16 protein-coding genes are annotated in these 17,923 nt (G+C 63.8%); 8 read left to right on the top strand and 8 right to left on the bottom strand.

From position 1 onward, the window contains the following. Positions 1-92: 92 nt before the first annotated feature. The 5 genes from NFG57_RS11655 (at position 93) to dcd (ending at position 4,667) form a co-directional block, all read left to right on the top strand. Entirely contained in the window at positions 93-491 is a 399-nt protein-coding gene (locus NFG57_RS11655) for a DCC1-like thiol-disulfide oxidoreductase family protein (protein WP_348814367.1), read from the top strand. A 178-nt stretch (positions 492-669) separates the two neighbouring features. Next, complete coding sequence (gene arfB / locus NFG57_RS11650) at positions 670-1,080, top strand: alternative ribosome rescue aminoacyl-tRNA hydrolase ArfB (protein WP_045992488.1); 411 nt, start codon at positions 670-672, stop codon at positions 1,078-1,080. 248 nt (positions 1,081-1,328) lie between these two features. Beyond that, positions 1,329-2,960 (top strand): hypothetical protein, encoded by a 1,632-nt coding sequence (locus NFG57_RS11645; protein ID WP_045992487.1) that lies wholly within the window; start codon positions 1,329-1,331, stop codon positions 2,958-2,960. 177 nt (positions 2,961-3,137) lie between these two features. Further along, on the top strand, positions 3,138-3,941 hold the full coding sequence (apbC, locus tag NFG57_RS11640) for an iron-sulfur cluster carrier protein ApbC (protein ID WP_204248941.1): 804 nt from the start codon (positions 3,138-3,140) through the stop codon (positions 3,939-3,941). A 159-nt stretch (positions 3,942-4,100) separates the two neighbouring features. Next, positions 4,101-4,667 carry a dCTP deaminase gene (dcd, locus tag NFG57_RS11635; protein WP_045992486.1) on the top strand — a complete coding sequence of 189 codons (567 nt, stop codon included), beginning with the start codon at positions 4,101-4,103 and terminating at the stop codon, positions 4,665-4,667. A gap of 117 nt (positions 4,668-4,784) precedes the next feature. Here the strand turns inward: dcd and purN are convergent, their stop codons facing one another. After that, on the bottom strand, positions 4,785-5,525 hold the full coding sequence (purN, locus tag NFG57_RS11630) for a phosphoribosylglycinamide formyltransferase (protein ID WP_045992485.1): 741 nt from the start codon (positions 5,523-5,525) through the stop codon (positions 4,785-4,787). Beyond that, positions 5,522-6,595 carry a phosphoribosylformylglycinamidine cyclo-ligase gene (gene purM, locus NFG57_RS11625; RefSeq protein ID WP_108133088.1) on the bottom strand — a complete coding sequence of 358 codons (1,074 nt, stop codon included), beginning with the start codon at positions 6,593-6,595 and terminating at the stop codon, positions 5,522-5,524. Before purM ends, purN begins: the two co-directional genes overlap by 4 nt. A 174-nt stretch (positions 6,596-6,769) precedes the next feature. Between purM and NFG57_RS11620 the strand changes: the two genes are divergently transcribed. Together NFG57_RS11620 and hda are read left to right on the top strand one after the other, a co-directional pair. Next, entirely contained in the window at positions 6,770-7,864 is a 1,095-nt protein-coding gene (locus NFG57_RS11620; protein ID WP_124804863.1) for an AI-2E family transporter, read from the top strand. Beyond that, a complete protein-coding gene (gene hda / locus NFG57_RS11615; RefSeq protein WP_348814366.1) occupies positions 7,861-8,562 on the top strand; it encodes a DnaA regulatory inactivator Hda in 702 nt (233 codons plus the stop codon). The genes NFG57_RS11620 and hda overlap by 4 nt, the downstream gene beginning before the upstream one ends. Before the next feature lie 101 nt (positions 8,563-8,663). Here the strand turns inward: hda and NFG57_RS11610 are convergent, their stop codons facing one another. Both NFG57_RS11610 and NFG57_RS11605 read right to left on the bottom strand, forming a co-directional pair. Then, entirely contained in the window at positions 8,664-9,263 is a 600-nt protein-coding gene (locus NFG57_RS11610) for a carboxypeptidase-like regulatory domain-containing protein (protein WP_045992481.1), read from the bottom strand. A gap of 267 nt (positions 9,264-9,530) precedes the next feature. After that, positions 9,531-9,914 (bottom strand): phasin family protein, encoded by a 384-nt coding sequence (locus NFG57_RS11605; protein ID WP_045992506.1) that lies wholly within the window; start codon positions 9,912-9,914, stop codon positions 9,531-9,533. Between the two features lie 407 nt (positions 9,915-10,321). On the opposite strand from NFG57_RS11605, the gene NFG57_RS11600 reads away from it, so the two are divergent. Next, positions 10,322-11,701 carry a class II fumarate hydratase gene (locus tag NFG57_RS11600; RefSeq protein ID WP_045992480.1) on the top strand — a complete coding sequence of 460 codons (1,380 nt, stop codon included), beginning with the start codon at positions 10,322-10,324 and terminating at the stop codon, positions 11,699-11,701. A 203-nt stretch (positions 11,702-11,904) separates the two neighbouring features. On the opposite strand, the gene NFG57_RS11595 is transcribed toward NFG57_RS11600, so the two are convergent. From NFG57_RS11595 to NFG57_RS11580, 4 genes are all read right to left on the bottom strand, one after another. Further along, positions 11,905-12,981: an endonuclease/exonuclease/phosphatase family protein gene (locus NFG57_RS11595; protein ID WP_045992479.1), complete on the bottom strand. Its 1,077-nt coding sequence runs from the start codon at positions 12,979-12,981 to the stop codon at positions 11,905-11,907. 109 nt (positions 12,982-13,090) lie between these two features. Then, positions 13,091-14,719: a glycerol-3-phosphate dehydrogenase/oxidase gene (locus NFG57_RS11590; protein ID WP_348814365.1), complete on the bottom strand. Its 1,629-nt coding sequence runs from the start codon at positions 14,717-14,719 to the stop codon at positions 13,091-13,093. A 51-nt stretch (positions 14,720-14,770) separates the two neighbouring features. Next, positions 14,771-16,273, bottom strand: coding sequence for a glycerol kinase GlpK (glpK, locus tag NFG57_RS11585; RefSeq protein WP_222568892.1), 1,503 nt, complete (start codon positions 16,271-16,273; stop codon positions 14,771-14,773). A gap of 406 nt (positions 16,274-16,679) precedes the next feature. Continuing rightward, a complete protein-coding gene (locus NFG57_RS11580; protein WP_348814364.1) occupies positions 16,680-17,438 on the bottom strand; it encodes a DeoR/GlpR family transcriptional regulator in 759 nt (252 codons plus the stop codon). Between the last annotated feature and the right edge of the window lie 485 nt (positions 17,439-17,923).

Raw genomic sequence — 17,923 nt, 5'->3', positions numbered from 1 at the left:
GGGATAGGGCATGATACGCTGGGAGCCAGTGTCAGCGTCAAACCCTTGCCCAACCAGGTGGTCAAAGGGCGTGGGTACGCAGGGAGGAACGAGTGGCATCTGCAGACCAGGAATCCCGCACCGAATCCGGCGCCAGGCTGATCTACGATGGACAGTGTCCATTGTGTCGGAGCTTCGTGTCGCGCTACGGACTGTCCAAGGGACGGCTGGATCTCGTTGATGCGCGCCAGCACCCCGAAGAGGTCCGGCGTCTGGAGCGTCTGGGCTGTCGCCTGGACGAGGGTCTGGTGCTGGAGCTCGGCGACGAGCGCTACCATGGTGATCAGGCGGTACGTATGGCGGCAGTGGCCGGGCGAGGTCGAGGTCCGCTGTCGCGTGGGATGCTGTGGTGGCTGTCGTCGAGACGGCGAGCACGCCTCAGCTATCCGCTGCTCAAGGCCGTTCGTCGTGTCATGCTCAAGGGGCTCGGCGTCGGTCCGATCAGGCCTTGAAGTGTGTCGCTCCCACCGGATGGGGCCGCCGACGGCCTGGCGTTGATCATCAACATTGAGCATCGGCAACGGGCATCAGCACTGGGTATCAGCACCGGGCATCGGCGCCGACCAGCGATACTGGTCACCAACGCCGTTCATCTACCGTCATTTATCAAGCCACCAGGAGGGAGGCAAGATGCAACTAAGTCGACGTCTGTCGGTCCCTCATAGCGAGATCGCCATGAGTGCGATTCGTGCCCAGGGAGCCGGCGGCCAGAACGTCAACAAGGTCGCCTCGGCGATTCATCTGCGTTTCGATATTCAGGCATCGTCGTTGCCTGACGACGTCAAGGAGCGCCTTTTGGCGCTCAATGACCATCGCATCACCCAGGACGGAGTGGTGATCATCAAGGCCCAGTCGGAACGCACCCAGGAGGCCAACCGCGCAGCGGCACTGGCGAGGCTGAAATCGCTGTTGCAGCAGGGACTGGTGATTCCCAAGGCGCGTCGCGCCACCCGGCCCAGCAAGGCGGCCAAGCGGCGTCGCCTCGAAGGCAAGAAGCAGCGGGGCAAGCTCAAGTCGCTACGCGGCAAGCCGGAGACGTAGCGCATCGAACAGTCGCTGCATCCTGAACGCTTGTGAGGGCGGCTTTCCGCAGACTCCTGCGCTTCGCTAATGGGGCTCGACGCTCTGCGGAAAACATGCTCGGATAGGGTACACGGCAGTTTTCTAATGCTCGCTAGCGCGTATTTTTGATGGAGCACACCCCTGACGCGCCCGCAGTCAGGCAGTATGCTGTGATCACTTTGGTCCTCGAACCTCAGGACCCGTCCCACCCCAAGGGAGACCCCCGAATGGAAGAGATCAATCCCGACAAGGACAACAACACCGAGAAGGATGGCAACACCTCCGAGGCGACCCAGTCTTCAGCCTCCGGCAAGGATGCCAAGGAGCTGTTCAAGGACAACCGCGTCAAGGGCCTGGCGGCGGTGGCCGGCGTCAGCCTGATCTGGGCCATCGGTGCCCAGCTCAGCGCCAGTTCCAACGGCGAGGCACGCACTGCCCTGACCAAGGAACTCGATGCCAGCGAGTCACGCGTCGAGACCCTGCGCGAGCAGGTGTCCGGGCTGGAAGAGAGCCAGGCTACCCTGGAAGCCCAGCGTGCCGAGCTCGAGAGCCAGGTATCCCAGTGGGAAGAGGCCGAGACCTCGCTTGAGGAAATGCGTGCCCAGCTCGAAACCCTGAAGGCCGAGGAGGCCGAAGCGCGTACCGCCCAGGCGGCAGCCGAAGAGCAGGCCGCCCAGGTACAGGCCGATCTGAAGGAACTCGAATCCACCCAGGCATCCTTGCAGTCCGACCTGGTGGCGGCGCGCAATCGTCTGGAAGAGGCGCAGAACGAACAGCAGCAGCTGGTGGAGCGTCGTGATTCGCTCAAGTCCGAGGCTGAGTCCTTGACCGGTGAGGTCGATGACGCCGAGAAGCGCCTGAGTGATCTGGAAAGCTCCATCGAAGAGAAGCAGAGCGCCGTCGGTTCACTCGAGGAAGAAGTGGCGAGCCTCGAGAGCCAGCAGCAGGAGGCGCAGAAGCAGGCCGAGCAGGCCCAGGCCCGCCTCGAGCAGACGCTGGCCAGCACCGCCGAGCAACGCGAGCAGGCCGAGGCGCGTGTTCGCCAGGCCGAGTCCCGTGCCGAGGAAGCGGTCGCCCGCCGCGATGAGCTGCAGGCCAGGATCGATGAACTCGAGGCCCGTGCCGACGAGCGTCGCCAGCGTCTGGCTCGTCTCAACAATCAACTCGACACCTGGCGCATCGAGCTCGAGAACCTCGATCGTGCCACCGCCGAGCTCTCCGATGGCGCATCCTCCGGTCAAGGCAGCGACAGCGAGGGTAGTGCCGATGAGCAGGCCTCGTCCCAGGGCGAAAGCAGCAGCGGCTCCGTCGAGGTCATCAGCTCCGGGGGTGGCGACCAGAGCAATGGCGACCAGAGTGGTGGTGGCGAAAACAGCGGCGACCAGAGCAGTGATGGCATGAGCCAGGCCGATATCGCCGTTCAGTCGGCGAAGCGGTCGGCGGCAGAGGAACAGTCGTCGCAGGAGCAGGACTCTTCTCAGTCCTCGGGCAACAGCGCGGCCTCGGCCAGCGAGCAGGGCTCCAACGAGAGCGCCGCCGAGGACGAGGACGTGGCCTCGTCCGAGTCCATGGAGAAGACCCCGGGTGGCAGCGAGGGTGATCAGGCTTCTGCCGACGCCTCCCAGAGCGGGGAAGGTTCCTCCGCCGACGCTTCCCAGGCGGATGCGGCCAGCGAAGAGGGCTCCGCCGATGCGGCCGCCGAGGGCGAGGAGTCGTCTACCCAGTGGACCGATGAGGTAGCCTCCGGTGCCGCCGAGGCCGTCGAGACGGTCAAGGACGTGGCCCGTCAGGCTGCCGAGAAGGTGCGCGATGCGGCAGCCTCGGTCACCGACGACGCCAGCACCGAAAGCACCAACTGAGCGTCAGCGAGACGGTTGCCGGCGGTGACGTCGGCAAGGTTGCGGGAAGCAACAGCGGCGGGCCTTCGGGCCCGCCGCTGCGTTTGGCGGTCCCGCTTCGCTTAACCTCGCGCCGCCTGGGCCCTATACTGGCCCGGCGGATTAACCGCGCCCATCTGGAAACAGGAGCGAGACGTGATCGAAGGGGTCAAGCATATCGTTGCCGTGGCATCGGGCAAGGGTGGTGTCGGCAAGTCGACGGTGACCGTGAATCTGGCGCTGGCCATGGCCGCCGAAGGCTATCGCGTCGGCGTTCTCGACGCCGATATCTACGGGCCCAGCCAGGCGCAGATGCTGGGAGTCGGCGAAGGCGTGCGCCCCCAGGCGAGCGGCGAGAACCAGTTCCTGCCGCTGGAGGCCCACGGCATCCAGGCCATGTCCATGGCGTTCATGGTCGACGTTCGCGAGCCCATGGTGTGGCGTGGCCCGATGGTGGCGGGAGCCTTCCAGCAGATGCTCAACCAGACACGCTGGAGCGACCTGGACTATCTGTTCGTGGACATGCCGCCGGGCACCGGTGACATCCAGCTCACCCTGGCCCAGAAGGTACCGGTTGACGGCGCGGTGATCGTCACCACGCCCCAGGACATCGCCTTGCTGGACGCGCGCAAGGGCATCGAGATGTTCCGCAAGGTCAAGGTCCCGGTGCTGGGCGTGGTCGAGAACATGAGTCTGCATACCTGTTCGAAGTGCGGCCACAGTGAGCCGGTCTTCGGCGAGGGGGGCGGAGAGCGCATCGCTGCGGAGTACGATACCCGGGTGCTGGGGCGCCTGCCGCTGTCGATGGGTATTCGTGAGCAGGTGGACGGTGGACGTCCCAGCGTGGTCGCCGAGCCCGACGGCGAAGTGGCGACGACCTTCCGCACCATGGCGCGTCAGGTGGCCGAGCAGATCGACGGTGACGGTGGCGACCAGGGGCCGAGCATCAGCTTCAGCGAGTAAGGGACAGCGGAGGATGACGCCTGGCGGCGTCGCCGGCTGATCCTCATCAAGCGCCTGTCAGGCGCCTATCACCTTTGCATCGTGACGTGGCAGCGAGGGGCCGCTATCATGTGGCCCCACCGAACGCGTCCACTCTTCGAGCACCCAGCAGGAAGTCCCATGAGCATCAAGTCCGACAAATGGATCCGCCGCATGGCCGAGAACGAGGGCATGATCGAGCCCTTCGAGGCCGATCAGGTTCGCTACGTCAACGACCGGCGGGTCATCTCCTATGGGACCTCGAGCTACGGCTATGACGTACGCTGCGCCGACGAGTTCAAGGTGTTCACCAATATTCACTCGGCGGTGGTCGATCCCAAGGCCTTCGACGAGAAGAGTTTTGTCGACATCAAGGGCGATGTCTGCGTGATTCCGCCCAACTCCTTCGCGCTGGCGCGGACCGTCGAGTACTTTCGCATCCCGCGCAGCGTGCTGACCATTTGCCTGGGCAAGTCCACCTATGCGCGTTGCGGCATCATCGTCAACGTGACGCCGCTGGAGCCGGAGTGGGAAGGTCACGTGACCCTCGAGTTTTCCAACACCACCAATCTGCCGGCCAAGATCTACGCCAACGAGGGCGTGGCACAGATGCTGTTTCTGGAATCTGACGAGATCTGTGACACTTCCTACGCCGATCGTGGCGGCAAGTACATGGGCCAGCGTGGAGTGACTCTGCCGCGCACCTGAGTGCGAAGAGGCGAGGGCTTACCGCTCACGCGACTGCTGCATGCAAGGCCCACAGACAACAAGGCCCGCCGATCGCTCGGCGGGCCTTGTTGTTTCAGTCGACAGCGCGGCCAGGTTTCAACGGGACTCGTCGTCCTCGTCGAGTTCCTCGGCGGCGTCCTCGTGGGACAGTCGCATGCCGCCCGGCGGCAGCGGCTGGCCGTCGATGGTCGCGATGTCGCCCTGCAGGCGCAGACGACCCTCGAGGAACCAGCGTACCGCGATCGGGAAGATCAGGTGCTCACGACTCAGCACGCGCTCCTTGAGGGTCTCTTCGGTGTCATCCTTGTTGACCTTGACCACGGCCTGGATCGCCACCGGCCCGCCATCGAGTTCCTCGGTGACGAAGTGTACGCTGCAGCCGTGCTCGTCGATGCCGTCGGCCAGTGCCCTGGCGTGGGTGTGCAGGCCCTGATAGGCCGGCAACAGCGACGGATGGATGTTGATCATCCGTCCCATGAAGCGCTGGACGAAACGTGGCGTCAGGATGCGCATGAAGCCGGCCAGCACCACCAGGTCAGGCTCGTGGCGCTCGATCACCTTGATCAGGGCGCCGTCGAAGGCATCGCGGCTGTCGTACTCGCGGTGGGGCAGGGCCACCGCGTTGATGCCGGCATCACGCGCCCGCTTGAGACCATAGGCGTCGGCGACATTGGACACCACGGCCACGATCTCGCCACCCAGTTCGTCGTGGCTCTGGGCGTCGATCAGGGCCTGCAGGTTGGTGCCACCCCCCGAGATCAGCACTACCACCCGTGGCTGGGTGGCCTCTTCCGGGGTGAAGCCGTTGAGCTCGCCCTCGTTCACGCCCTCGCTCATGACGCTGGCATCTCCAGTTGCACCTGCTCCTCGTCGCCCTGGCGCGCGGCGATGTGGCCAATGCGATGGACGCCTTCGCCCTGGGCCTGCAGGTGAGCGCGGATCTGGTCGGCCTGATCTTCAGGTACCACCAGCACCATGCCGATGCCGCAGTTGAGCACGCGGTGCATCTCATGTTCGTCCACGTTGCCCTGCTGCTTGAGCCAGTCGAACACCGCAGGGCGCTGCCACAGGCTGGTATCGACGTGGGCGGTGAGGTCCTCGGGCAGCACCCGGGGCAGGTTCTCGAGCAGGCCACCACCGGTGATGTGGGATAGGGCGTGGACCTGATAGTCGTCGTGGCGCAGCAGTTCCAGCAGCGGCTTGACGTAGATGCGTGTCGGCGCCATCAGGGCGTCACCCAGTGACTGGCCGTCGATGTCGGTGGACAGGTCGGCGTCAGCCACCTCGAGGATCTTGCGGATCAGGGAGTAGCCATTGGAGTGAGGACCGGATGAGCTCAGGCCCAGCAGTACGTCACCGGCGGCGACCTTGGTGCCATCGAGGATCTCGTCCTTCTCCACCACTCCGACACAGAAGCCGGCCAGATCGTAGTCGCTGCCTTCGTACATGCCGGGCATCTCGGCGGTTTCGCCACCGACCAGAGCACAGCCGGCACGTTCGCAGCCTTCGCCGATGCCGCTGACCACGTCGGCGGCGATATCGACGTCCAGCTTGCCGGTGGCATAGTAGTCGAGGAACAGCAGCGGCTCGGCGCCGGCGACCACCAGGTCGTTGACACACATCGCAACCAGATCGATGCCGATAGTGTCATGGCGGCCCAGGTCCATGGCCAGGCGCAGCTTGGTGCCGACCCCGTCGGTGCCGGAGACCAGCACCGGCTCACGGTAGCCGCTGGGCAGCTGGCACAGCGCGCCGAAGCCTCCCAGCCCGCCCATTACCTCGGGGCGGGTGGTGCGTTTGGCGACGCCCTTGATGCGATCGACCAGGGCGTTGCCGGCGTCGATATCGACACCGGCGTCCTTGTAGCTGAGCGAAGCCCTTTCGGGGGAGGAGGAGGAGTCGGTCATGACAGATCCTGTGGAGTCGGTCGACCCGCGGGCGTGGTGCGCACCAGCGGACGAACGTGAGACAATGGGCACGTTGGGGGCGGAGATTGTAGCACTGTGCTTCGGCCATCGCAGCCATGGCACACTATCGGTCGGGCATCACAGGGAATGGTGGTTTCTTTCGGGGAAAAGCGAATGAGCAAGCAGTGGTGGATCGTCGCCGCGGTGGCGGCTGTTGTGCTGTGGTTCTTCGTCAGCATCGAACCGGTGTTGGCGCCCTTCTTCGTCAGCATGGTGCTGGCGTATCTGGGTGACCCTATCGCCGATCGCCTGGAGGAGCGCGGGCTGTCGCGTCAATGGGCGGTCAGCGTCGTGTTTGTGCTGTTGACGCTCCTGGTAGGGCTGACGCTGCTGCTACTGGTGCCGCTGCTGGGACAGCAGATCGGGCAGCTGGTAGAAGCGCTGCCGGCGGTACTGAGCTGGATTCAGAGCACGGTGCTGCCGGAGCTGCAGTCGTTGACCGGGCTCGATCTCAGTACCGACTTCGATGCACTGCGCAAGGCAGTACTGGAAAACTGGAAAGAAACCGGTACCGTCGCCGCCAGCGTACTGGCCCAGGTGTCGCGGTCGGGTATGGCGCTGGTCGGCTGGCTGGCCAATCTGGCGTTGATTCCGGTGGTGACCTTCTACCTGCTGCTGGACTGGGACGTGCTGGTGGGCAAGGTCAGGCGTCTGCTGCCGCGTCAGTGGGAGCCGACGGCCGTTCGGCTGGCCAAGGAGTGCGACGAGGTGCTGGCGGCCTTCCTGCGTGGCCAGTTGATCGTGATGCTGTGTCTCGGCGTCATCTATGCCATCGGACTGACGCTGCTGGGTGTTCGCTTTGGCCTGCTGATCGGGCTGCTCTCAGGGCTTGCCAGCATCGTGCCCTATCTGGGCGTGATCGTGGGGATCTCGGTGGCCGGTGTGGTGGCCTTCTTCCAGTTCGGCGACTGGCTGGTACTGCTGGGCGTGGGGCTGGTGTTCGGCTTCGGGCAACTGGTGGAAAGCACCCTGCTGCAGCCGAAGCTGCTGGGGGACAAGATTGGCCTGCATCCTGTCGCGGTCATCTTTGCGGTGCTGGCCGGCGGCCAGCTGTTCGGCTTCACCGGTGTGCTGCTGGCGCTGCCGGTGGCGGCCATGGTGATGGTCATCTTGCGCTACCTGCATGATACGTATAAGAATTCGTCGCTCTATGACGCGGAGCATGAATCCGACAAGGAGCCCTCCGCCGCCAACGAGGAGTCCTCATGAGTCGAGCCCCCGCGCAGTTGCCTCTGGGCGTCGGACTGCGCGACGACGCGACCTTCGACAACTACCATCCGGGTGCCAACGCCACCCTGGTGGAGTGCCTGAGTCATCAGTTCGATGACAACGGCGAGCCCTTTCTGTACCTGTGGGGGGGCGACGGCGTCGGTCGTAGCCACCTGTTGCAGGCGGCCTGCCACCAGGCCTCCGCGCGGGACCTGCGAACCCTCTATCTGCCACTGGAGGAGCTGGGCCACTTCCCGCCGTTGATGCTCGAGGATGTGGAGCGTCTCGACCTGGTGGCCATCGATGATCTGGATCGAGTGGTGGGGCGCAAGCGCTGGGAGGAGGCGCTGTTCCATGCCTTCAACCGGCTGCGAGACAGCGGCAAGCGATTGTTGATCGCCGCGGATCGCCCGCCCCGGCAACTCGATATCAAGTTGGCGGATCTGGCGTCGCGGCTGACCTGGGGCATGACCTTCCACCTCAGGCAGCTGTCCGACGAGGACCGCATGCAAGCGTTGAAGCTGCGTGCCCACCTGCGTGGCATGGAGTTGCCCGAGGAGGTGGCGCGCTACATCCTGCATCGTGGTGCACGCGAGCTCAGTGAGCTGTTTCGCTCGCTCGAGGTGCTGGACAACGCCTCGCTGTCGGCACAGCGCAAGTTGACCATCCCCTTCGTCAAGAAGGCACTGGACTGGTAGCGGTCTGGGCATCTCCAGGAAAGCTCTCCAGGAAAGCAAGACGGCGACCCATTTTGGGTCGCCGTCCTGTTGTCAGGGCCAGGTCGAATCGGTACGCGGTATCAGCGGCTGAGCTGAATCTCGCTGTGGCCACCATTTCTTAGCGTGACTTCCTTGATCACGATCTGGCGGCCGCCACTGGCCGGATCGACCACCGTGCCCGAAACGTAGAAGTCGCCGGGGGGCAGGTCGCGTAGCTGAAAGTAGCCGTTGGTGTCGGTTCGGGTGGTATGGGTGTATTCGCGGGCCCGTGGGTCGGCGCGTTCCACCGCCCGGCCGGCCAGCGCCTGGGCGGCCGCCTCGGCGGAGTACTTGGTGATCGGCGCGACCGATACCGTCTCGCCACCGCCGATGACCGGGCCTGCGGGGGTGTTCAGGGTGAGTCTGCCGGACAGCACGGCGCTGCCGCTCTTCGGCAGCTGGGCGTAGACGTCGGCGGGGAAGGGGATCTCCCTGGGGACCCTGGCCTGATCGGCGGTGGGCTGGTCGTCTCTCGGGCCCGGCTGTTCGATCGGGGTGTCGGGTTCGCCGATATCGATGACCTCCGGGGCGCGGGACGTGCCGGTGGTGCTGACGCTCTGACAGCCGGTGATCAGCAAGGCGAGGATGGCGATTACCGCCAGGCGGAATCGGCGTGACAACAGCGGGTAGGGTGCCTTCATGGCGCGGTCTCCTTGCAACGAATGTCGTTGGGCCCTGTGTGCTGTCAGCTTATGGAATCGGCGTCGGAATTGCCACGCGTGGCGTGTGCGTGACCGGACAGGCGTCTGCCCGAGCCAGTCATGATGACTTGGCGTTGGCGGTAGCCTTGGTGGGGGTGTCACAAGACAGCGCCTTGACGCTGGCTGTAGACGCAAAACGGCCCCCGATCGAAATCGGGGGCCGCTTGGTGAACGACCTGAGTCGTTCAGGCGTCTGCCGTAGCCAGATTACTTGGCGTTGGCGGTAGCCTTGGTGGCGGTGTCGGTAGCCTGCTTGACGTTCTCTTCGGCCAGCTTCTGGCTCTTGGAGACGAAGTCCTGCTGCAGGGCCACGACCTTCTCGGCGTCGCCTTTCAGGCGCTCGGTCAGGTCCTTGGCGACCTTCTGCTGGCCTTCCATGTAGGAGCGCAGACCTTCGACGTCCTTGACGGAAGTGAAGGCGCGAGCCTGGGCCAGACCGGTCTCGGTGTAGGCCTTGGCGGCTTCCAGCTGGGCGCTGGTCAGCTTCTCGGCGAAGTCGACGGTCAGGCTGGCGTAAGCGCGGGCCGGGCCGAAGAACAGGTTTTCGACTTGCTCGTTGTTGAACAGTGCTTTGGTATCGATAGTGCGCATCATGTGAACCTCCTGGGGTTTCGAACTACTTGTCGGCGATGACCGTGGGACCATTCCCAGTGGTCGATGCCGTTGCGTCGTCTGTTGCAGTGCACAATAGCAGAGGGTTTTGTGCATCGCAACATGGATTGGGTCGAGAATCGGGGGAAAAGGGGTTTGGATCCAAAGAATGCTTGAAACAGCGAAAAAACGACGAAAAGTCCGTTATCTAGCCTTCTCCGCCCTTTGATGGGATACCGGCGTGCAAGTTCACCGTGCCCCTGGATCACCTTCAGCCTAGTGTAGAGACATGACAGCGATGTGATCCCTGCAAGCCTTGCAAGCAGGAAGTCTCGCCACCATGGTATTCAAGAGAAAACGAAGGACCGTACCTTTAACCCTTTGCCTTTGACGATCAGGAGTGATCCATGACGCAGACCCGTATAGAACGCGACAGCATGGGGGAGCTCGAGGTTCCCGCCAATGCGCTCTATGGCGCCCAGACGCAGCGTGCGGTCAACAACTTCCCGGTGTCGGGCCAGCCGATGCCGTCGGCCTTTATCCACGCCATTGCTCGCATCAAGCGAGCGGCGGCGGTGGTCAACGGCGACCTGGGATTGCTGGACGACGATCGTCGTCGTGCCATCGTCGAGGCGGCAGACGCGATCATCGCGGGTCAGCACGATGATCAGTTTCCCATCGATGTGTTTCAGACCGGGTCCGGCACCTCGAGCAACATGAACGTCAACGAGGTGATCGCCCACCTGGCGAGCTCCGATGACTTGAGCGTCGGGCCCAACGACCACGTCAACATGGGACAGTCGAGCAACGACGTCATTCCCACCGCCCTGCACCTGTCGGCGGCGCTGGAAGTTACCGGTACGCTACGCCCGGCGCTCGAGCACCTCAGAGGTGTCATCGACGCCAGGGCAGAAGAGCTGGACGAGGTGGTCAAGACCGGTCGCACTCACCTGATGGATGCCATGCCGCTACGTCTTGGTCAGGAACTCGGTGGCTGGTCGAGCCAGGTGGGGCAGGCCATCGAGCGTCTCGACAGCGCCATGGTGCGGCTGTGTCGGCTGGCCCAGGGGGGGACTGCGGTCGGCACGGGTATCAATGCCCATCCCGAGTTTGCCGAGCGCATGGCCGCCGAGCTCTCCGCCCGCACCGGGCTCGCTCTGACGCCCAATGACAGCTTCTTTGCCAGCCTTGGTTCCCAGGACGCAGCGGTGGAGCTGTCGGGTCAGCTCAAGGGTCTGGCGTGTGTGGTGATGAAGATCGCCAATGATCTGCGCTGGATGAACTCCGGCCCGCTGGCGGGGCTTGGTGAGATCGAGCTTGAAGCCTTGCAGCCGGGCAGTTCGATCATGCCGGGCAAGGTCAATCCTGTGATACCCGAATCCGCCGCCCAGGCCGCCGCTCAGGTGATCGGTCTGGACACCGCCGTGACCGTCGCCGGACAGAGCGGCAACTTCCAGCTCAACGTGATGCTGCCACTGGTGGCAAGCAACCTGCTGACGTCGATCACCCTGATGAGCCAGACATCGCGGCTGCTGGCGGACAAGGCGATCGCCACCTTCAAGGTGCGCGAGGACAACCTGAGTGAGCCACTGGCGCGCAATCCCATCCTGGTGACGGCATTGAACTCGGTGATCGGCTATAACGCCGCGGCGGCCATCGCCAAGAAGGCCTACCAGGCCGGCCGGCCGATCATCGACGTGGCCGAGGAGGAGACCGACCTCGGACGCGATGAGCTCGAACGCCTGCTGGATCCCGCCTCCCTGACTCGTGGCGGTATTCCCGAATAGAGGTGACGAGGGCGCGGCCGACATGGCGCCTCTTGGAATAGCGCCTCTTGGAATAGTGCCCTTGGAATAGCGCCCCTTGAAGAAGAAGAGCCTTGCCACGACGGCAAGGCTCTTCTTTTCTACTGCTACCCGTCTTTTCTATTGCTGCGAGTCCATCGCCACACTTGTTACCACTACATGGACATCGCCTGGAAGGCGGGAACTCAACTCGACTGATCGCGCTCCCTGGCTTCCTCGACGGTTTCACGGGCGTCGTGATGCTCTTCGTTGTCGGCGTCCGGGGTGTCGTGCTCGTCGGCTCTGGAGGGGCGATAACAGACGGTGGCAAGGATCGGGAAATGGTCTGAGCCAAAGGCCCGCAGCCGATCCATCTTGGCAAGGGTGAAGTGCTCGCTGACGAAGACATGGTCCAGCGGCCAGCGCAGGAACGGATAGCCGGCGTGGAAGCTCGAGAACATGCCGCGGCCGCGCCGCAGGTCCAGCATGCCGCTGACGCGGCAGAACAGGCGCGTGCTGCGTGACCAGGCAACGTCGTTGAGGTCGCCGGCGACCAGCGTCGGTACCGGGTTCTGGTGGATCTCTTCGGCGACCAGCGAAAGCTCCGCGTCCCGCCACAGCGATTCCTCGCTCTCGCTCGGTGCCGGTGGCCTGGGGTGAAGGGCGCGAAAGCGGATGTGATCTCCGCTTTCGAGTTCCACCTCACAGTGGATCGAGGGGATGTCATCCTGGATCAGCCACTTGACCTCGGGGTCGATCAGCGGGCGACGGGAATACAGGTGCATGCCGTAGAGGTTGTCCAGCGGGACCCGCACGGCGTAGGGGTAGCCGTCTGCCAGGCCGGCATCGAGCTTGTCGCCCCACCATTGGTCGGATTCCAGCGTCAGCACCATGTCCGGGTCGCGCTCGGCGATGATCTCCAGCAGGTCGTCGCTGCGCCGGTTCGGCGTGAGTACATTGGCGATCAAGAGCGTCAGGCAACGCTCCGGGGCGTCGCCCTTGGCGGCCATGACCTGCACCGGCCACAGCGGTGTCCAGGGCAGTACATAGAAAGCCTGGATGGCGAAGACGACCAGGCCGGCCGTGGCAATCCAGAGTGTCAGGGAGTCGCTCGCCAGCGGGCTTGCCAAAGCACAGAACAACCCGATGAGTCCGATCTGGACACGGGGGAACTCACAGGCCCTGAGCCACCACCAGTGGGACGGAATCCTGGCGATCAGGGTAGCGCCGGCGACGATGGTCACCACCGCGATCAGAAGGGTATCGATGACAAGTGAGAGCATGCAGGGGTCCCTTTTCGGTCCGGCGCACCGGCTCGGCGCAACAATGATGATGACGAGCCTAACGGTCCTCGGCCTTTAACGATAGAGCCAAGGAGCGCCGTTGAGGACCTCAGGCCCGTTCGCGCGATGTCGGTGTGGCACTCGCAAAGTATTCCTCGAGCCGTTCTTGGGCCTCGTCGCCGAACAGGATTCGGGCGGCCTCATCGAGGCCAGGTGACCCGTGCAGGGTCTGAGTGTCCACCACCAGGGCGATCTTGGAGCGGCGGCGCAGGAAGTCCTCGAGTCGTGTGATCATCTCTCGCCGGGCGGCGTGCTCGAGCTCGCAGCGCAGGTATTCGGTACCCTCGATCAACAGCTCTCCCTGTCGCGGGTCCTGGCGGATCTGCTCCAGCATGTCGAAGGCGTTGAGGCCGTAGCGACGCCACAGACGCTTGCTCAGAGGTTCACTGGACGAGGAGGGGGTGCGCTCATCGAGGTCCAGCAGGCTTGCCTGGTGCAGGAATTCTCGCCTGTCCGTGTCGGAAGGTTCGCCGTACCAGCGGGCGCGCGGCTGTGGCAGCTCAAGGCCTAATCGTTGCACCTCTCTGACGATCTCCTCGCCGACGTTGAGGCAGTCGGTGAGCTTGCCGCCAAAGATGCTGATATGGCGCTCATTGGTGTTGATGTCGATGGCATGCTTGCGCGACATCTGGAGAAAGTCGCGGCCATTGCCGGCGTTGGCCTTGACCGCTAGCGGGCGCACGCCGCAGCGAGTGGCGATGATGTCCGAACGGTCGAGCGGGCGCTTCAGACTCAGTCGCTTGTTGATGTTGTCCAGCACAAAGTCGATGTCGGCGTCGCTGATCGCGACCTCCGGGCGCTCTTCCTTGGTGTCGGTGGTGCCAATGCAGGTGCGCGGCCCCATGGGAATGGCGAAGAACAGCCGCCCGTCGTCGGCAAAGAAGGCCAGCACCCGCTGGCGCTCCGACAGCCGTGGCACGATAAGGTGGATGCCCTTGGAATAGGCGTGGTGGTGATCGGTGGTCTGTCGGCTCAAGGCGTTATGGTCGTCCACCCAGGGGCCGGTGGCATTGATGATGATTCCGGCGCGCAGGCTGAAGGTCTCGCCGCTCTGGTTGTCCCGGGCGTCAACGACCCAGCCGTTGTCGCTGCGTCGTGCACCCCGCGACTCGACGTAGTTGGCCGCCGCCGCGCCGTAGTCCAGCGCCGAGCGTACGAAGCTGTAGACGAAGCGGGCATCGTTGTCATGCAGGTAGGCGTCGGAGTACTCGAAGCCACCGATCGCCGCACGCGTATCGACCAGTGGCTCGCGTCGGTTGATGCCTTTTGGCGTCAAGTAGCGCGGCAGTCGGGTGAAGGCGTTGCCCATCAGCCAGTACAGCCAGGTGCCCGCCCAGAGCATGCGAGGGTGATAGCGAAAGCCCCTGTCGATGGTGGTCAGAAAGCGAATTTCCTGGACCGTCGACGGAAAGCTCCTGATCAGGTGGTTGCGGCTCTTGCATAGCTTGCGCACCAGCGAAAAGTCATAGCTTTCCATGTACTTGATGCCGCCCCACACCAGATTGGACGAGTGCTGACTGGTCTCGCCGGCGAAGTCGCCACGGTCGATCAAGGCCACCCGGGCGCCCTTGCCGGCCAGCGCGGCGGCGCTGGCGGCGCCGTTGATGCCGGCGCCGATGATCAGTACATCGAAGTGCTCCTCCTTCAGGCGCTGAAGGTTGGCGTCACGTAGTTGCATGCATGTCCCCCGCGGTTCCTGAAGGAGTCGGGACGCAAGGCCCCGGTGTGGTCAGTCTTCGTCGCGCTCCCAGTTCATGGTCCGTCGCACGGCCTTTTTCCATCCCTTGTAGCGTCGTTCCCGTTCGGCGTCTTCCATGGCAGGCGTAAAGGTGCGTTCGATGTCGCCCCGGGTGGCGAGCTCCGGCAGGTTCCACATGCCCACCGCGATCCCCGCCAGGTAGGCCGCCCCCAGGGCGGTGCTCTCGATGACCCTGGGGCGTTCGACGTCGACCGCCAGCATGTCAGCCTGGAATTGCATCATGATGTTATTGGCGACGGCGCCGCCGTCGACCCGCAGGGCCTTGAGGGTGATCCCCGAGTCCTTCTGCATGGCGTCGATGATGTCTCGCGTCTGATAGGCCAGGGCGTCCAGGGTGGCGCGGGTGATATGCTCCTTGCCGGAGCCTCGGGTCAGGCCGAAGATCGCTCCACGGGCGTACATGTCCCAGTAAGGAGCGCCGAGGCCGGCGAAGGCGGGGACCACGTAGACACCACCGGCATCCTCGACCTTGCTGGCGTAGTATTCGGAGTCTTCCGCCGAGTCGATCATCTTGAGTTCGTCGCGCAGCCACTGCACCGCCGCGCCGGCGATGAAGATCGATCCTTCCAGCGCATAAGTGACCTTGCCGTCGAGCCCCCAGGCGATGGTGGTCAGCAGGCCCGAGGTCGAAGGCACCGGGGTCTCGCCGGTATTCATCAGCAGAAAACAGCCGGTACCGTAGGTGTTCTTGACCATGCCCTTGTCGAAGCAGGCCTGGCCGAACAGGGCGGCTTGCTGGTCACCGGCGATACCGGCGATGGGGATCTGGGCGCCACCGAACATTTCCTTGGCGGTGGTACCGTAGACCTCGCTGGATGGCCTGACCTCGGGCAGCATCGCCCGGGGAATATCGAGGGCCTCGAGCAGTCGGTCGTCCCAGTCGAGCCGCTTGATGTCGAACAGCATGGTGCGCGAGGCGTTGGAGACATCGGTCAGGTGGCGTTCGCCGCGGGTCAGGTTCCACACCAGCCAGCTGTCCATGGTGCCAAACAGCAGATCGCCGGCCTCCGCGCGCTGTTGGGCACCGTCCACCTGGTCGAGGATCCAGCGAATCTTGGTGGCGGAGAAGTAGGCGTCGACCACCAGGCCGGTGGTGTCGCGGATATGGGCTTCCAGCCCCTGGGCCTTGAGCTCGTCGCATAGCGGTGCGGTGCGTCGATCCTGCCAGACGATGGCGTTGTGGATCGGTTTGCCGGTGTGCCGGTCCCAGATCAGGGTGGTCTCGCGCTGGTTGGTGATGCCGATGGCGGCTACCTGGGACGGCTTGACGCCCTGGGTTTCCAGCACTTCTCGTGCGACTCCCATCTGGCTGCCCCAGATCTCCATGGCATCGTGTTCCACCTGGCCTGGCTTGGGGTAGTGCTGGGTGAATTCCTTCTGCGCGATGCCGACGATGCGGGTGTCCTGGTCGAACAGGATGGCCCGGCAGCTGGTGGTGCCCTGATCAAAGGCGAGAATATAGCGTGTTGGCATGTTCCGGTGTCCTGACGGTTGTTGTGGTCGAGCGATACCTTCACCTTCGGTGAGCAGACGGTTTCCGTCTAGTGCTGCCGGCAGGGACATGGCCAGATGCAGCGACGTCGGGTGCCCCTATGCAACGTCGCCGCCGCGGGTGATCAATGGTCGTACGAGGCCACAACAAGTTCGTTATCGAAAATAAAGGTAGCGTTGAGGTCGTGAACGAACAACCAGAGCGCGAAAGTTTTCGCTAGCACTTTGGTCGTGGCGTCTGGAGAGCAGGCGAAGAACGTTGCCTCGGCTGGGTTGGTGCGCCAAGGCGTCCACGGGACCGAAGAGGAGTCGGGAGGGCCTGGCGTTTTCGCAAGATGACACAGAGCGGCTGGGGCAGGCCAGATGAAGGATCAGGCCAGATACAGGATCAGGCCAGGTGCAGGGCGACCCCGTGGTCCTGCAGTAGCCGTGCGATGGCCTCCGGTGGCTCGCGATCGGTGAACAGGGCGTCGAGTTGGGATACGTTGCCCTGGCGCACCACCGGGTTGCGGTGAAACTTGGAGTAATCGGCGGCGAGAAACACCTGACGTGAGTTCTCGATAATCGCCTGAGCGACGCGGACTTCCTGATAGTCGAACTCGAGCAGGGAGCCGTCCTGATCGATGCCGCTGATCCCGATCAGCCCAATGTCCACCTTGAACTGATGGATGAAGTCGATGGTCGCCTCGCCGATGATCCCGCCGTCACGGGGTCTGACCTGGCCGCCGGCGACGATCACCTTGAAGTCTTCCTTGTGATGCAGGATGGACGCCACGTTGAGGTTGTTGGTGATGATCTCCAGGCCCTGATGCTCAAGCAGTGCCTCGGCCACCAGTTCATTGCTGGTGCCGATATTGATGAACAGCGAGGCGTGGTGGGGCACCTGGCGCGCCACGGCATCGGCGATGCGTCGTTTGGCGTCGAGGTTGAGCGTCTTGCGGGTGGCGTAGGCGGTATTGACGGTGCTCGACTCGAGGCCCGCGCCACCGTGGACTCGGCGCAACCGGCCTTCGCTTGCGAGTGTGTTGAGGTCGCGGCGGATGGTCTGAGGGGTCACCGCGAAGTGATCGGTCAACTGCTCGATGCTGGCGTATCCCTGGCGACTGACCAGTGCAATGATGGCGTCCTGACGCTGCTGCTGGTTCATCCCGATTGCCCTTGTGCTTGGAAGACCTTGAAAGATGGAAAGCCCTTGTGCCTGAAAGGCCCCTGACTGACGGAAGGCCTCGATAGAAGAAAAGCCTTTGTGCCTGAAAGGCCCCTGACAGACGGAAGGCCTCGATAGAAGAAAAGCCCTTGTGCCTGAAAGGCCCCTGATAGACGGAAGGCCTCGATAGATGGAAAGCCCTTGTGCATCGATGGCCCTGGAACAGGCAGGCCCTGGTGCATGGAACGTCCTGGTACATTGCCGGCGAGGACGTCGCTTTGGGGACGCCGATGAGGCTGTCGTGGATCTCGCTTCACCAGACGCATTCCCGATGATCGTAAACGAACGCGACCGGATTTGGCGATGGTGGAATCGCGCTGCGGTGAAGGCGTTCGAGACGCCGCACGGGCCCCTCGAAGGAAAAAATCATTCGGTGAACTCAAGGGCTTGCAAAATTCTGCCGAAGGCGTAGAATTCGCATCCGT

The sequence above is a fragment of the Halomonas sp. H10-59 genome (assembly GCF_040070555.1).
GTDB classification, from domain to species: Bacteria; Pseudomonadota; Gammaproteobacteria; order Pseudomonadales; family Halomonadaceae; genus Halomonas; species Halomonas litopenaei.
Note: the sequence above shows the minus strand (reverse complement) of the source record. Positions and strands in the feature narration are given on the sequence as shown.

What these genes read in the sequence shown, in the direction of transcription:
- NFG57_RS11610 (WP_045992481.1), bottom strand. Translation starts at nt 9,263, where the DNA reads ATGAAGGCACCCTACCCGCTGTTGTCACGCCGATTCCGCCTGGCGGTA.
- NFG57_RS11600 (WP_045992480.1), top strand. Translation starts at nt 10,322, where the DNA reads ATGACGCAGACCCGTATAGAACGCGACAGCATGGGGGAGCTCGAGGTT.
- NFG57_RS11605 (WP_045992506.1), bottom strand. Translation starts at nt 9,914, where the DNA reads ATGCGCACTATCGATACCAAAGCACTGTTCAACAACGAGCAAGTCGAA.
- dcd (WP_045992486.1), top strand. Translation starts at nt 4,101, where the DNA reads ATGAGCATCAAGTCCGACAAATGGATCCGCCGCATGGCCGAGAACGAG.
- NFG57_RS11580 (WP_348814364.1), bottom strand. Translation starts at nt 17,438, where the DNA reads ATGAACCAGCAGCAGCGTCAGGACGCCATCATTGCACTGGTCAGTCGC.
- glpK (WP_222568892.1), bottom strand. Translation starts at nt 16,273, where the DNA reads ATGCCAACACGCTATATTCTCGCCTTTGATCAGGGCACCACCAGCTGC.
- NFG57_RS11620 (WP_124804863.1), top strand. Translation starts at nt 6,770, where the DNA reads ATGAGCAAGCAGTGGTGGATCGTCGCCGCGGTGGCGGCTGTTGTGCTG.
- arfB (WP_045992488.1), top strand. Translation starts at nt 670, where the DNA reads ATGCAACTAAGTCGACGTCTGTCGGTCCCTCATAGCGAGATCGCCATG.
- hda (WP_348814366.1), top strand. Translation starts at nt 7,861, where the DNA reads ATGAGTCGAGCCCCCGCGCAGTTGCCTCTGGGCGTCGGACTGCGCGAC.
- NFG57_RS11590 (WP_348814365.1), bottom strand. Translation starts at nt 14,719, where the DNA reads ATGCAACTACGTGACGCCAACCTTCAGCGCCTGAAGGAGGAGCACTTC.
- NFG57_RS11595 (WP_045992479.1), bottom strand. Translation starts at nt 12,981, where the DNA reads ATGCTCTCACTTGTCATCGATACCCTTCTGATCGCGGTGGTGACCATC.
- purN (WP_045992485.1), bottom strand. Translation starts at nt 5,525, where the DNA reads ATGAGCGAGGGCGTGAACGAGGGCGAGCTCAACGGCTTCACCCCGGAA.
- NFG57_RS11645 (WP_045992487.1), top strand. Translation starts at nt 1,329, where the DNA reads ATGGAAGAGATCAATCCCGACAAGGACAACAACACCGAGAAGGATGGC.
- purM (WP_108133088.1), bottom strand. Translation starts at nt 6,595, where the DNA reads ATGACCGACTCCTCCTCCTCCCCCGAAAGGGCTTCGCTCAGCTACAAG.